Annotated in this window: 12 protein-coding genes; 4 read left to right on the forward strand and 8 right to left on the reverse strand. The window is 66.9% G+C overall.

The features are described from left to right. Together I71_RS16055 and I71_RS16060 are read right to left on the reverse strand one after the other, a co-directional pair. A partial coding sequence (locus I71_RS16055) for an ATP-binding cassette domain-containing protein (RefSeq protein WP_042695853.1) occupies positions 1 to 359 on the reverse strand: 359 nt, incomplete at its 3' end. Continuing rightward, on the reverse strand, positions 356 to 1,510 hold the full coding sequence (locus I71_RS16060) for a hypothetical protein (protein WP_042695854.1): 1,155 nt from the start codon (positions 1,508 to 1,510) through the stop codon (positions 356 to 358). The genes I71_RS16055 and I71_RS16060, both read right to left, overlap by 4 nt. Before the next feature lie 153 nt (positions 1,511 to 1,663). Here I71_RS16060 and I71_RS16065 point away from each other — a divergent pair, with 153 nt between their 5' ends. Both I71_RS16065 and I71_RS16070 read left to right on the forward strand, forming a co-directional pair. Beyond that, positions 1,664 to 2,068, forward strand: coding sequence for a DUF6524 family protein (locus I71_RS16065; RefSeq protein ID WP_049976149.1), 405 nt, complete (start codon positions 1,664 to 1,666; stop codon positions 2,066 to 2,068). A gap of 16 nt (positions 2,069 to 2,084) precedes the next feature. After that, a complete protein-coding gene (locus tag I71_RS16070) occupies positions 2,085 to 2,489 on the forward strand; it encodes a DUF6524 family protein (RefSeq protein ID WP_042695855.1) in 405 nt (134 codons plus the stop codon). Here the strand turns inward: I71_RS16070 and I71_RS16075 are convergent. Both I71_RS16075 and I71_RS16080 read right to left on the reverse strand, forming a co-directional pair. Next, a complete protein-coding gene (locus I71_RS16075; protein WP_042695856.1) occupies positions 2,440 to 3,177 on the reverse strand; it encodes a hypothetical protein in 738 nt (245 codons plus the stop codon). The two genes, I71_RS16070 and I71_RS16075, sit on opposite strands and share 50 nt — an antisense overlap. A 39-nt stretch (positions 3,178 to 3,216) precedes the next feature. Then, complete coding sequence (locus I71_RS16080) at positions 3,217 to 3,648, reverse strand: hypothetical protein (protein ID WP_042695857.1); 432 nt, start codon at positions 3,646 to 3,648, stop codon at positions 3,217 to 3,219. A gap of 583 nt (positions 3,649 to 4,231) precedes the next feature. Here I71_RS16080 and I71_RS16085 point away from each other — a divergent pair. Then, positions 4,232 to 7,621: an ABC transporter substrate-binding protein gene (locus I71_RS16085; protein ID WP_042695858.1), complete on the forward strand. Its 3,390-nt coding sequence runs from the start codon at positions 4,232 to 4,234 to the stop codon at positions 7,619 to 7,621. A gap of 117 nt (positions 7,622 to 7,738) precedes the next feature. Here I71_RS16085 and I71_RS16090 read toward each other — a convergent pair whose 3' ends face one another. The 3 genes from I71_RS16090 to I71_RS35040 are packed head-to-tail and all read right to left on the reverse strand — an operon-like array spanning position 7,739 to position 11,372. Continuing rightward, on the reverse strand, positions 7,739 to 8,455 hold the full coding sequence (locus I71_RS16090) for a GNAT family N-acetyltransferase (RefSeq protein ID WP_042695859.1): 717 nt from the start codon (positions 8,453 to 8,455) through the stop codon (positions 7,739 to 7,741). Further along, entirely contained in the window at positions 8,452 to 10,863 is a 2,412-nt protein-coding gene (locus tag I71_RS16095) for an MFS transporter (RefSeq protein WP_042695860.1), read from the reverse strand. The genes I71_RS16090 and I71_RS16095 overlap by 4 nt, the downstream gene beginning before the upstream one ends. A gap of 32 nt (positions 10,864 to 10,895) precedes the next feature. Beyond that, the gene (locus I71_RS35040; protein ID WP_148294263.1) at positions 10,896 to 11,372 is read right to left on the reverse strand and encodes a hypothetical protein; all 477 of its coding nucleotides are present in this window, start codon (positions 11,370 to 11,372) and stop codon (positions 10,896 to 10,898) included. Between I71_RS35040 and I71_RS35045 the strand changes: the two genes are divergently transcribed. After that, positions 11,334 to 11,705: a hypothetical protein gene (locus I71_RS35045; protein ID WP_049976151.1), complete on the forward strand. Its 372-nt coding sequence runs from the start codon at positions 11,334 to 11,336 to the stop codon at positions 11,703 to 11,705. The two genes, I71_RS35040 and I71_RS35045, sit on opposite strands and share 39 nt — an antisense overlap. Before the next feature lie 364 nt (positions 11,706 to 12,069). Here the strand turns inward: I71_RS35045 and alr are convergent. Beyond that, positions 12,070 to 13,248 (reverse strand): alanine racemase (gene alr, locus I71_RS16105; protein WP_083897198.1); only part of this gene is annotated, 1,179 nt, incomplete at its 5' end.

Raw genomic sequence — 13,248 nt, forward strand, 5'->3', positions numbered from 1 at the left:
GCGTCCGGCGGGTGCGCCGCATGGTCGGCGGCGATCCGCAGATTTTCGACCGCGCTCAGGTCGTTGAACAGTGCATGGTCCTGGAAGACGATGCCGCCGACCGGGCTGCGCTCCGTCGCCAGATCCATCGGTTGTCCGCCGCAATGCAGGCGTCCCGACACCCGCCATTCCCCGGGGCCGTTCTCCAGAAGTCCGCCGAGCAGCTTGACGATGGTCGATTTGCCGGAGCCGCTTGGCCCGACCAGCAGCACGACCTCTGCCGGGTCGATGGCGAAGCTGGTGTGGCGCAGGAGCGGCTGGCCGTTCGGCCGGTCGATGGTCAGCCCATCGATCACGAGGGCATGGGACGTCTGGGTCATTGTGGCACGGCATGCAGGAGGATGCGGGGCGAATAGCGGTCGAGCGTGAGGATGTCCTCGCGCTGGCGGGCGCTCATCAGGACGATCAGCGGACCGCCGCGGCCGGTCAGGAAGCCCTGGAAGGTGTGGGCGGCAAGCGCGTTGAGATCGGCGCCGGCCTGGACGCCGAACAGCAGGTCGGGAGCGAGCCGGGCCAGATCGCCGGCCGGGCCGGACACCGGCTTCAGATAGGCACCCAGCCGCGGATCGTTCACCATCCGGCCGGCGACGTCGCGCAGGCGCTGCTGATGGGCCAGCGCATCGACGACATTTCCGGCGAATGTCTTCAGGAAGGCTTTCGCCTGCCAGCTGTCGGCGAGCTGCCGCGCCGCGCGGTTGACCAGGCCGGCCTCCCGCGCTTCACGCAGGATGGCGTCGATGGCCTGATCGACGGGGCCGAGATCCCACGACTGGCTGCGGAACGGATCGAGCGCCATGCCGACATTGGCGCCGATCAGGTTCCACACCAGCGACTCAGCCTGTTTCATCGCGATCGCCTTCAGGTCGCGGCCGACGATGTCGTGCAGCATCGGTTCGGCGCTGCGCAGGAACTCCTCGTAGGTGGCGCGGGTCGACGGGGCCCGCCAGGCCTCTTCGATCGCCATCCGGCCGATGTCCTGCAAGGCGTCACGGTATTCCCCGGTGAATTCCGGGGATTCGAGGATGGCGTCCATGGCGGTGCGCAGCCCGCGCCCCACCGCCTCGATACCGCGCCACAGCTGGGCCCGCTCCTTGTCGGTGGCGAGCAGCCAGAGGACGCGGAACTCGGTGTTGAACATCAGGGCCTCGCTGCCGTGGATCAGCCGCGGGTCCGACGGATCGAACAGCGTGATGTCCACCCGCCCGTCCGGCTGCAACAGGCCGGTGCCGCTGCGCATGGTTGCGTGGTCCGGCTGCATCAGGAAGACCGGCACCGCAATCGGCGCCGCATCGGGCGTTGCAACCGAGGCCGCCGGCGCTCCGTCGGTCGGGGCGGCAAGCTGATAGCTGACGGTGGCGGCGGCGTGGCGGGTCGGCAGCGTCGTCCAGCCCGCCGACAGGAAGAGAGCGCCGAGTGCCAGACTTGCAACCACGGCGGCGGGCCTGCCGAAAAGGGCGTTCACGGGTGTCATGTCAACCGATCCATCGCGATGCGTTTTTCCGGCAAGGGGGGCGGGATGGGGGAACGGGCGGCACCTGCGGGATCTTCCGGACATTGACCGGCAAGGGGGGCGGCGTACGGTTTCCGGACATGGAAAACCGGGAATTTGAGCAGAGATGCCGCCATGATGACGACAGCGGGTTTCATCGTCCGGATCATCTTTGCGGTCCTGCTGGTCTTCGGCATCTACAACCCGTCCGGCTATTCCTATTACGACTGGCTCGTCGGCGATCAGGGGCACTGGACGGTCAAGCTGTTCGGCGCGTCCGTGCTGGCCTTCCTGCTCTTCATCCATGCGCAGGCCACATGGCGTTCGATGAAGCTGATCGGCATTCTTCTGGTGCTTTCGGTCGTGTCGTCGTTCGGCTGGGTCCTGTGGGATTTCGGCGTGATCGATCTGGCCGATCCCACCACCCGTTCGCTTGGCCTGCTGAGCACCGTCGCCATCGTGCTGGGGGCCGGGCAATCCTGGTCGCTCGTGCGCTATCGCCTGAGCGGTCAGGTCGATTCGCAGAACCTGATCGCCTGACCGGCCGGATGACGCCATGAAGAGCTTCGGCTACCTGATCCGCACCGTAACCTGCTTCCTCCTGCTGTTCGCCACCTGGAACCCGACCGGCTATTCCTATGCATCCTGGCTGGGAACCGACGACGGCAGCCGGCTGTCGGTGAAGATCGCTGTCGGCGTGCTGCTCCTCGCTCTCTATGCCGCCTATCTGCGGATCGCCTGGGTCGCTCTGCGCCTGCCGGGGGTTCTCACCGCACTGACGATCCTCTACAGCGGCTATCTGTCGCTGCGGCACCTCGGCGTGCTCGACGCCGATGCGCCGTTGTGGAGCAGCTATCTGGCGCTGGTGCTGGCGGGGCTGGTGCTGGCGTCCGGTGTCTGCTGGTCGCATTTCAAACGCCGAATTTCCGGCCAGTCGCACGTCCTGACCCCTCCGCCCTGATCCGTTTCCGCCGGCCGTTGTCAGTCCCGCTGCTGACCGGAGCGCCCAGAGGCAGCATGGATTTCGGCGCGCGGAAATGGCGCTGCTTCTGGAACAGGCCCAGCGTGTTGTAGCGATACTCCTGCATGACCAGCACCGCGACCGCCAAGGCCCAGAAGTTCAGGCGGTTGAGCAGCCAAAGGCCGAGAAGCATGGTGTAGAGCGTCGCCACCGACGCCAGCGCCGCCAGCGTCAGATCCATCGCCAGGGTCAGCAGGGCCACACGCCAATAGGCCCGATAGAATCCCCAGGCCCCCCGTCCAGCCAGCAGGGCAAGAGCGAAGCCGACCACCAGGGTCAGGTTGAGACGGTCGTCCCGATCGGCCAGCCACGCCGCCAGCCGGTCCGGAGCCTCGGCCAGAGTGTCGAGGACCAGGGCCTCGAATGCCGGTGGGTCGAGGTCCCAGGGGCCGCCGACGCCGAACAGCAGATCGGCGTTCAGGCCGCCGCCGGGAAGCGGCGTGGTCAGGATGAAGCAGATGCCGATCAGGAACCCGCACAGTTCGACGATGCCGGCGCGTCCGGCGCCGTACGCATGCCAATGCCGAGCGGTGTCGAACAGGGCCCGGTAGAGGATCAGCGGCGCCGCGATCAGAAGTGTGCCGATAAGGATGACGGTTCCCGACGCGAACAGCTCTAGGATATCCATGGGCGTCGCTCCCCGTCGCAGGCCCCGGCTTCGCAGGGATCAGGTTTCGATCTTGCGATACCAGCGCTTGGTCGGGATCAGCCCGGCCCGCCTCGGCTGCCATCCGTTATCGGTCATGATGCGCTTGATGTGGCGCCGCGCCTCTTCCTCGCTGATGGACTCGTTGGAGAAATCACGCAGGATCGATGCAGTCTGGTTGAACTGCTTCTTGCTGATCTTGCCCTTCTTTCCGGCGTGCTTGTCCAGGACCTGCCGGATGCGGCGATCGGTTTCACTTTCGAAAACCAGATCATAGTCATCGGCAACACAGCGCATGACGCCACGCGCTTCCTCCAGCGTCAGTCCGCAACGGACAACCCCGTCCTCCAGGATGCGCCGCTCGGTGTCGCGCTCGATATATTTGCTCGAAATCCCATTCAGCTTGACCAGATCAGCGAACTTACGACGGCAATCTTCGACTGTTTCGGTCATTTCAGATCCAACTCACTGCGTTGCCAAGGCTACATCGCATCCTGCGAACGATCAAAACGCCAACCTGTCCTCATGGTCTCATCCGGCCATGTCTTGTTCCCCAATCTCTGCCGTCCTCGAACCATCCTGCCGCTGCCTGTCCGCCGGTTCCGCCTTCCCGTGATGCGCAGACGGCGCATCGCCCGGCAATTCCCGCGTACTCCCTAAGGAAACAGTGGGCAACATAGTCTCACCGTCTGAATCTTTCCACAATAGACACGCCATATCCATCCGGAATTCTCCTACTGGTTTTAATCGGGCCGCGTGTGGAACAGGGCCGGCTCCCATTATCTTTTACGATAATAAATTACCGAATCGGAGAAATGTTTAGATACTGGATATGTTGATTTGTTTCAGACAAAGGTTGCGGCAGTCACTGAGACTCTATCACCTGAAGGTGGGAAATCGGGGATGATGGGAGATTTCCCGGACTTGACCGCGCGCATCGCGCGTAAGGCTTGATCCTCGCAGGGCCGTCGGGCCTACTGGACCTGCGTTTCCCGCCGCCCGCCCGCCGATGGGGAGTTCTGGGGTTGTCTTACCAATGCGCCTGATCGCCATTCTCCTGTTCATGGCGGCGCTGCTGGCCGGAGGATTGGCGCTGCCGTCGCTGACGTCGTCCTCCGCGATTCGGGAGAGTGCCGGCACGGTCCGCATCGCCTATGTCGGAAACCTGTCGGAAGGCGGCCAGGACGTCGTCAAGGCGTTGGGGCTTCTGGCCGACGGTGTCAATGCCGCCGGCGGAATCGACGGGTTGCAGCTTCAGTTCGTGCCGTTCGACGATCACGGTGTTTCTCCCAGCGCCCGCAAGGCTGCGGCGGAGATCGTGGGGGATGACAGCATCCTGGCGGTGATCGGACACGACAGTTCCGCCACCTCCCTTGCCGCCGCCCCGATCTATGCCGCCGCCGGCATTCCCGCCCTGGCACCGATGGCAAGCGAGACCAGCCTGACGCGGAACAATGCTTGGTATTTCCGCATCGGGCATTCGGACGAGCGGGAAGCCGCCTTCATGGCCGATTATGTCCGGCTGGGTTTGCTGTCCGATTCTGTGGCGCTGCTGCGCACGTCGCAGACGGTGACGGAGCGGCTCGCGGCCCCTTTGCGTGACGTTATGCCGCAGCGCGGTGTCGGGTTGCGGCTGGATGCGGCGATCAATCCTGCTGCGGCCGGCTTCGCGCGCGACATCGCCGATTTCGTCGGCGCGCTGCGGGGGCTGCCTCCCGAGACCGTTGTCGTCCTCCTGGCGACGGAGGAGCCGGCGGTCCTGCTGATCCAGGCGCTTCGCGATGCGGGCGTGACCAATCGCATTCTCGGCCCCAACTGGCTGGGAGCGCCCTCCTTCGGCAAGCAGCTGTCGCGGCTGCCGCGCGAATCGTCCCATCCCGGCCTTTACACCGGGAAGCTCTTCGTCATCAGCTCCTTCCTGCCGGACGTCGCCAACCAGCAGGCGAACCGCCTGCTCGCGACTTACGATTCGCGGTTCGGACCGCTCGGCAACTGGGCGGCGCTCTACGCCTACGACGCCGGGCAGCTTCTGATCGCCGCCGTGCGAAGGGCGGGGCTGGCGGCCAGCTGGAGCACCCGTGCGTCGGCGCGGCGCATGGTGCGCGACCAGCTCGCCGCCATCCGCTCGGTGCTGCATGCCGTCCCCGGGGTCACCGGCCCGCTGTATTTCGGCGAGGATGGAACGCCGGAACGGGCGCTCGGCATCGGCCAGTTCACCACCGGCGCCGGGCCAGAGGACGGCCTGATCACCGCGCTGACCCAGCTGCGCTATGCGGCCGATGTCGACGGGGACGGCGGAAGCGGCAACCGCGGTGCGATGAGGCCGCTGTCGGTGGTTCATGTCGGCATGTCCGTCAGCCGCATCTCCGACATCGATCCCGTCAACCGTTCGGCGCGGATCGAGTTCGACCTTTGGTTCCGCTACCGCAACGTTCCCGACAGCCCGCCGCCGGAGGCGGTCACCGACATCCAGTTCCTCGATACCGTGGAACCGGTGGTCCTGGGCGTTCCCGTGGAACAGGCGCGCAACGGCGACGAGGATTACCGGCTGTACCACGTCACCGGCCGTTTCCTGATGGATGCGTGGCAGGACGCCCGTGCGCCGCTGGGCGGACATCGGGTCGGCTTGCGGTTCCGCAGCCGCGACCTCAATCATGAGCGGATGATCTTCGCTGCCGACGAGGGCGACGGGTCCGCCCACCGCGACCTCGCGCGTGTCCTTGCCGGGCGCAAGCTGGCCGGGGCGGGCTGGGCGGTGACGGATGCGGTGCTCACCGCCGACATCCCGGCGGCGGTGCCCGGAGCCCAGATCCGGCCTGAAGAGCGGCGTGCCGGGCGCGACGCCCCGACAGTCCGGTTCGAGGTGTCGATAGAACCGCAGGACCGCGGATTGCGCCGACAGATCGGTGGCCTTCCGGCCCTTATCGGGGTGTGGGGTGCCTGTCTGCTGCTGCTGGCCCTGCGCGGGGCGGAGGCGTGGCACTCGGATCGCCGCTTTCCCCGCCTGTTCCTGCTGGTCGAGTCGGCGGCGACCGGGATTGGCATGCTTGCCGCCGAATCGGCGCTGATCGACGGCTTCGCGCGGGTCGATGCCGAACGGGCGATGGCCGCCACCGTTACCGTGTTCGACGTGGCCTGGTGGCTGGTCCCCGCCCTGTTCATCAATCTGGCCCTGCACCGCTTCGCCTGGGATCCGCTGGAGGCGTCCAGCGAGCGGGCGATCCCGCAGGTGGTCAAGAGCACGGTGTCGCTGCTGATCCTGATCCTGGCGGTCTTCGGCGTGATCGCGCAGGTCTTCCAGAAGGATCTGACCAGCCTGCTCGCCACCTCCGGTGTGCTGGCGATGATCATCGGCCTGTCGCTGCAAAGCAACCTGTCCAACATCTTTTCCGGCATGGTGCTGAATCTGGAGCGGCCCTTCCGCCGCGGCGACTGGATCAAGGTGGGGGATGCGCCCATCGGTCAGGTGATCGACATCTCCTGGCGTTCGACCAAGATCCAGACCTTCAACAACACGGTCATCAGCATTCCGAACGCGGTCGCGGCGGGAACACGCATCGAGAACTGCTCGCACCCCAACAACCGCTTCATCGCCCAGATGCTGCTGCATGTGACGCTGGGCCACGATCCCGACCGGATCGTCAATCTGCTGACCGACGCGCTGCGGCTGGTGAAGAGCGTCGACGGGCGCAAGCATCTCGGCCTGGTCTGGGTGAAGTTCAACGGTATCGACGAATTCGGGATGCGTTTCCTGATTTCGTTCGACCTGACCGACCGCTCTCTCCTGCAATCGCAGGAACATGCCGTGCTGATGAGCATCCATTCCGTTTTCCGCCATGCCGGGGTGACGCTGGCGCAGCGCCACGCCAACATCCGGCTGGTCGAGGGGGGGACCGACGCGGTCGACGCCCATCCGGACGTGGCGTCGCTGATCGCCGCGGCTCCCCTGTTCCAGCCGCTGGATATGTCGGCCCGTGAGCGGCTGGCTGCCGGTGCCCGGCCGCAGCGGGTCGCCATCGCGACGCCGCTGTACCGCCAGGGAGAGGCCGGGCGTTCGCTGTTCCTGGTTGCCGAAGGCATCGTCGCGCTCAGCACGACCGGCATGGACGGTATGGAGATCGAGCTGTCCCGCCTTGGGCCGGGCGCGCTGTTCGGGGAGGGCGCGCTGCTGGATGGAACCGCAAGGACGAGTTCGGCGCGGACCCTCGGGCCGGCGCTGCTGTACGAGATCGACGAGACGGTGCTGGCACAGGCGTTGGACGGCCAGTCATCGTTGCGCGACCTGCTGGGCCGCATCGCCTCGGCCCGTTCGGCGGACGGGCACGACACCGGCCGCCCGGACGAGGAGGACCGTCAGCGCGGGCAGGGGACCGGCATGCTCGCCCGGCTGCGCGATGCCTTCGGCTTCACCGACGTCAACGCATGACGGTGTCCGCCGGGTCTAGAGTGTGATCGTTTCAAGCGGAATCGCTTGAAACGTGAATCGCACGAAAAACCAAAAGCTTAGAGTCTGTCTGGTGCTTCAATAAGCACCAGACAGACTCTAACCGGATCGCTTCCGCGCCCTGATGCGGTCCACGAGGCTGCCGGGAACCGGGGGGGCGAAGCGGACGTGGCCGGTTGCGGCACCCTGCGGCCAGCCGATCCATCCCCGCGCCATCAGCTCCATCTGACGGGGCAGGTCCATCAGCGCCACCATCTCTCCGCCGCCGGGAATCGCGCCGTCGCCCGGCGTGATGCGGAACAGGGTGTGGCGCAGATGGCCGTCGAATTTGGGAGCGGCCCAGACCATGGCGAAGCCGCAGGCCAGCATGCTGCGCAGGCTGGGCGGATTGTCGGCGCGCACGGTGACGAAGCCATAGTCGTGCGGAGACTCGGGAAACAGCCGCCAGTCGACCGCTGCGACCATCCGTTGCTGCAACCGCTGTCCCCGGAAGGCGGGATCGACGATCACCGCGGTCCAGTGGACCACGGCGTCCAATTCCCCATCCACAAGCCCGAAGGGAAGGCCCATCGACTCGGGTTGCCTGCCGGGAAACAGCAGGGAGAAGAAGCCGACCAGCCGGTCGTCGGCCAAAACCCCCACCGTCAGACCGCAGGGGCCGAGCATCTCGGCGATCTGGTCACTGCTGACCGGATACATGCGGTCGCCGATAGCCGTGTCCTGCAATGCGGCGATGGCCGCCGCCCAACTGCCGTCAAGGATCGCGACGCGCAGCGGCCCGCCGCCCGTCCGTGCCTGTGCCGCGATTTCCCTCATGCCGTTTTGGCCATGAACGGACGCCGGCGCAGCGCCAGGACGGACACTCCCAGATGAAGCAGCAGGGCCGCCGCCAGCCCGAGGCCGATCAGCGTCGCGCCAGCACCGCCGGCAACCGCGGCGGCGCTGAACAGCATCGGACCGATGACCTGACCGATCTTCCTGGCGTTCAGATGATAGGATTGCGGAACCGCGAGCCCATGGGTGTCCACGACCGGCAGCCGTTCAAGATAACGCTGCTGTGCGGTCAGGCCGAAACTGTCGCTGAGGCCGAGGAGCAGGATCGCCAGGAACGCCCCGATCAGGCTTCCGGTCAGCGCGAAGGTCGTCAATCCCGCCGCCATGATGAGGCCGGAGACGAGGACCGGCAGGCCGGGTGCGATGCCGCTCGCCCGCATCAGGCGCGACAGCAGCGGGCCGAGATAGACGATGCACAGGCCGTAGAGCAGGAAGGCCTGCCCGACCGTGGAGGCCGGCTGTCCCAACCCGCTGGCGAACAGGGGAAAATAATAGATCAGGAACATGCTGCAGGCGGAGGTCGGAACCGACACCAGCAGCAGGAAGGCGAGGAAGGAGCCATCGCTCCACACCCGCCGCGCCGGTGCCGTGTCGCCGTCCGGCTTCGCGACGGCAGGGGCGGCAGTGATGGCGGCCTCACCCGCCGGTTCGGGCGTCAGAAGCAGCAATTGCGCGATGCCCAGCGTCAGCACGACGGCGGCGATCAGGAAAACGGCATGGGGGCCGATCGCGTCCGCCAGCAGGCTGCCGACGACCGCGCCGCAATTGACGCCGACATACATACCGGAAAACAGGTCGGAATAGGCCCCTGTGGCCGGATCGAGCCGGCGGATGCGGTCGATCAGGCGGTAAAGCCCCATCAGCGCCGTCATCGTTCCGGCGCCCACCAGCCCGCGCGCGACAATGAACAGGACCGGATCACCGGTCACCCCGGAGATCAGGGCGCCCAACACGGCGACCGCAAGGCCGGCGGCGGTCATCGTCCGCCAGGGCAGACGCGCGCTGATCCGTCCCGCCAGCAGGATCGCCAGCGCGCCGCACAGCATTTCCGCGGACACCGGGACCGCCGCCGCCTGGGGCGGCGCCAATCCGAACAGACCGCGGTCGAAGGTCTGCATGATGACGGGCACGAAGGACGCCGACAGGAACATGCCGAAATAGAGCACGAAGGTGAGGAAGCGGAGGCCGGCCAGGGATCGGACGGTCGCGGCGGCGCCCTCGCCATTCTCTGCCGCTGCTTCGGCCGGCAGCCGCATCCGTCGGCTGACGAAGGCATGCAGTTCGTAGATGAACATCAGCGAGATGATCAGGATCGTCACGTTGTTGGCGACGACCTCCAGCATGTTCCGCTGGATGAAGTCGCTGTCGATCACGATGCGCAGGGTCGGCGTGACGAAGTCCGCGTCGGTCGCCAGTGCCCGTCCCGTCACCAGATCCCCCTTGGCCGCCGGTTGGCCGGAACCGAGCGATCCGGGCAGATCCGTGCCTTCCGGAACGGCCAGCGACATACCCTTGAAGTGGGGAACGATGCCGATGATCTCGCGGAAGTAATCGTCGATGCCCGAGAAGGAACGGTAGGTCGCCCCACGTCCGATGACGGAGCCGATATCCGTCGCCACGATGTTTTCGACGATTCCCGTGGTGTTCTCCACGGTGCGCAGATAGGCGTCGCTGAAGGCACCGTAACCGGTCACGCCGACCGCGATCTGCACCAGCGCCGCGACGGCGAGCGCCGCCCGCCCGGAGCGGGGCCGTCCGATGCCGCCGCGCCCGCGTTCCGGCAGCAGGGCAAGGCCGCCCAGCAGCAGGATCGCCACCCCGCCCAGCCCGCCGACGAGCATCAGGGTGTGGCGTTCGAATTCGCGGACGTAATCGTCGATCACCGAATCGCCGGCCGCGATCACCAGGGTGCCGATCCAGCGTCCGTCGCCGGGATCGCGGATCGGCAGGAACAGCTTGTGCGACCGGCTGTCCGTGTCGTGATAGTTGAAGGACGAACTGCGCTGGAACTCCCCGGCCGTCCGGCGCTGCTCATAGCCGGTCAGCCGGTCGCCGATCCGATCCTTGAAGCCATAGGTGCCGATGGCATAGGCGACCTGCCCGTCCGGCAGCGCGACCGCCACGCCGTCCGCTTGCGGCAGATAGGTCTTCAACTGGCTGAGCGCACGCTCCATGCCGAAGAAGTTCTCGATGGTCTTGCCGTACTTCACCGCATATTCGATGCTGGTGACCACCTTCCGGCCGGCGACCCCGAAGGTGGAGAACAACGCGTCGCCGCAATCCCGCCGGAAGGTGCCGAGATTGATGCCGGTGCTGAAGACCAGCGCCGCCACGATCAGCAGCACCGATGGCAGGAAGGTCGCCAGGAAACGGCCGGTCTTGCGTTGCACGGGATGGGTCCTCTCGGCTGAAGGCGGGCCGCTCAAGGCATGGCGCCGAGGCTGGTGTAGATGTTGTCGGCGGCCAGCAGCGCCGACATCGCCGGGCGGTAGCCCATCCGGTTCGCAACCGCCAGATTCCAGGCGATGGTCGGCGTGTCGAAATAGATCTGGCGCATCTCCGCCAGCCTCTCGCCGTTGGCCAGCCGGGCGATCACCGAGGCGCCGAACTGGCCGATCCCGTCGAAGTCGCTGCGGGCGACGCTCATCAGGGCGCCCTGCGCCACCTCCTCCGGTCCGAGCTGCGAGAAGGTGGGGATGCCGCGCTCCTGGAAGATGCGGACCAGGGCAGGGAAGCGGTCCAGGCTCCAGCGGCCGAAGGTGATGTACATGGCGTCGACCTGCCGGGCGAGGTCGCCCCAGGCCGCGGCGAGGTCGGCGTAATAGCGTTCCTGATCGTCGGGTCCGACGGGCGCCTGGACATGGCGCGCCACCAGCTCGAAGCCGAGCTGTCCGGCCATCGCCTCGATGTCGGCGATGGAGGCGATGGCGCGGCCGGCCGGGCTGTCTTCGTAGGCGATCCCCAGCCGGCGGAAGCCGAAGGTCTCGTGGAAGATGCGGATCTGGCGGTGATAGCGCTGGGGGTCGACATGGGCCCAGACATGATCGCGGCCGGATTGCTCGCGGCGCCGACGATGCCGGCGGCAACGGCATTGGTGGTGGAGAACACCAGCGTCGGAACGGTGTGGCGGTCCAGCGCCAGCTTCCGCCGGGGGATGGTGCCCATGACGATCATCAGGTCGATGTCGCCGCCGCTTTCCAGCCGCTGCAGGATCGGCTCCGCCGATGCCTGATCCAGCCCGCCATACCATCCGTCGGCGACGAAGCGGATCCGTGGCCCCAGATCGCGCGCCGACAGCCAGCGCCACAGCGCCCCGCTGTCGCTTTGGCCGGCGTCATAGGGCATCCGGGCCGCTCCGCTCAGCCAGGACAGGGCGTCCAATCCCTTCACGATGCTGGCCAGGGTGCCGGCATAATTGCCGTAGGGCATCGTTTCGGCATAGCCGATGCGCCAGTGGCGCGCGTCGGTCAGCTTCGGCAGCAAGGCATTGTCGGTCGCGCGGCCTGCGCGCGCGCTGCCCGGAAGCAGGGCGCCCAAGGCCGCTGCGCCACCGCCGGCGATCATCTGGCGCCGGTTCGGGATGTGTCCGGATCGGCTCATTCCACGCCCTCCACCTGTCTCCCGACCTGTTTCCCCACCTGTCCGGCCGACCGGAGCGCCACGCGCGGCCCCAGCATCAGAATGGCCGACGGGCGGATGCCGTTGGCCTTGCCGATGTCCTCCACCGTGATCGTCTCGATGCCTTGGGATCCGACGAACACCGCCTCGTCGCCGAGGGCGGCATCCGGGATGTCGGTGACGTCCGCCAGGACCTTCCCCATGAAGGCTTCGCCGATCAGCGGAGCCCGCCGTCCACGGATCAGCACGGCGCTGTCGCGGAAACGCAGCAGGTAGGGCAGGTCGGCATAGCCCACCGGAATCATCGCTGCCCGCCCTCCGCCCTCGCTACGCCGCCGGGCGGCCGGACCGTATCCGATGTCATCGCCCGGTTCCAGCCGGCAGAGATGTGCGACGCGCGAAACCAGTTCCATCACCGGCCGGAACGGAAAGGGCGCGCCGCCGGCTTCGACCATGCGGATGCCATAGAGCACGGCACCCAGCCGCACCATATCGAACCGGGCGTCGGGGGCATTGAACAGGCCGGGGCTGGTGACGGCATGGACGAGCGGCGGTCTCGGCAAATCAGCCGGCAGCCGGTCGATCAGGTCCCGGAAGCCGGCGACCTCCCGCCGGATCTGGCCGGGGTCGTCCCGGTAGGGACCGATCATGTGGGTGAACAGCCCCTCCACCCGCAGGTTGGCAAAGCCGCGCACCGCGCGCAGGAGGGAGCCAACCGCGTTCCCGTCCACGCCCAAGCCGGCGCCATCGGATCTGGCTCTGACATGGATGGCCGCCGGGCGCCCGGCCCGGCGGGCGGCGGCTTGCAGCGCTTCGGCCGCTTCGACATCGCTGACGGTCGCCGTCAGCCCGAACTCGATCATGGGGGACGCATCGTCGGGGCAAAGCGGGTTCATCACCAGGATCGGCGATGCGAGTCCCGCCCGCCGCAGGTCGATCCCCTCGTCCGGGCTGTCGACGGCGAAACCGTCGATGCCTGCGCGTTCAAGCACCCGGGACACTGCCAGGGCACCATGACCATAGGCGTTGGCCTTGACCACGCCCAGGATGCGGGTGCCACTGTCCAGCATCGATCTGGCCAGCGCGAGATTGGACGTCAGCCGGTCGATATGAAGGACGGCGTGGCAACCTGCGACATCAACGGTCATAGCGACCGG

Origin of the sequence: Azospirillum sp. B506 (assembly GCF_000333595.1) — a bacterium.
Classification (GTDB): domain Bacteria; phylum Pseudomonadota; class Alphaproteobacteria; order Azospirillales; family Azospirillaceae; genus Azospirillum.

Excerpts from the sequence above, each read along its gene's own strand:
- I71_RS16060 (WP_042695854.1), bottom strand. The coding sequence starts at position 1,510 with ATGACACCCGTGAACGCCCTTTTCGGCAGGCCCGCCGCCGTGGTTGCA.
- I71_RS16065 (WP_049976149.1), top strand. The coding sequence starts at position 1,664 with ATGATGACGACAGCGGGTTTCATCGTCCGGATCATCTTTGCGGTCCTG.
- I71_RS16070 (WP_042695855.1), top strand. The coding sequence starts at position 2,085 with ATGAAGAGCTTCGGCTACCTGATCCGCACCGTAACCTGCTTCCTCCTG.
- I71_RS16075 (WP_042695856.1), bottom strand. The coding sequence starts at position 3,177 with ATGGATATCCTAGAGCTGTTCGCGTCGGGAACCGTCATCCTTATCGGC.
- I71_RS16080 (WP_042695857.1), bottom strand. The coding sequence starts at position 3,648 with ATGACCGAAACAGTCGAAGATTGCCGTCGTAAGTTCGCTGATCTGGTC.
- I71_RS16085 (WP_042695858.1), top strand. The coding sequence starts at position 4,232 with ATGCGCCTGATCGCCATTCTCCTGTTCATGGCGGCGCTGCTGGCCGGA.
- I71_RS16090 (WP_042695859.1), bottom strand. The coding sequence starts at position 8,455 with ATGAGGGAAATCGCGGCACAGGCACGGACGGGCGGCGGGCCGCTGCGC.
- I71_RS35045 (WP_049976151.1), top strand. The coding sequence starts at position 11,334 with ATGGCGCGCCACCAGCTCGAAGCCGAGCTGTCCGGCCATCGCCTCGAT.
- I71_RS35040 (WP_148294263.1), bottom strand. The coding sequence starts at position 11,372 with ATGGCCGGACAGCTCGGCTTCGAGCTGGTGGCGCGCCATGTCCAGGCG.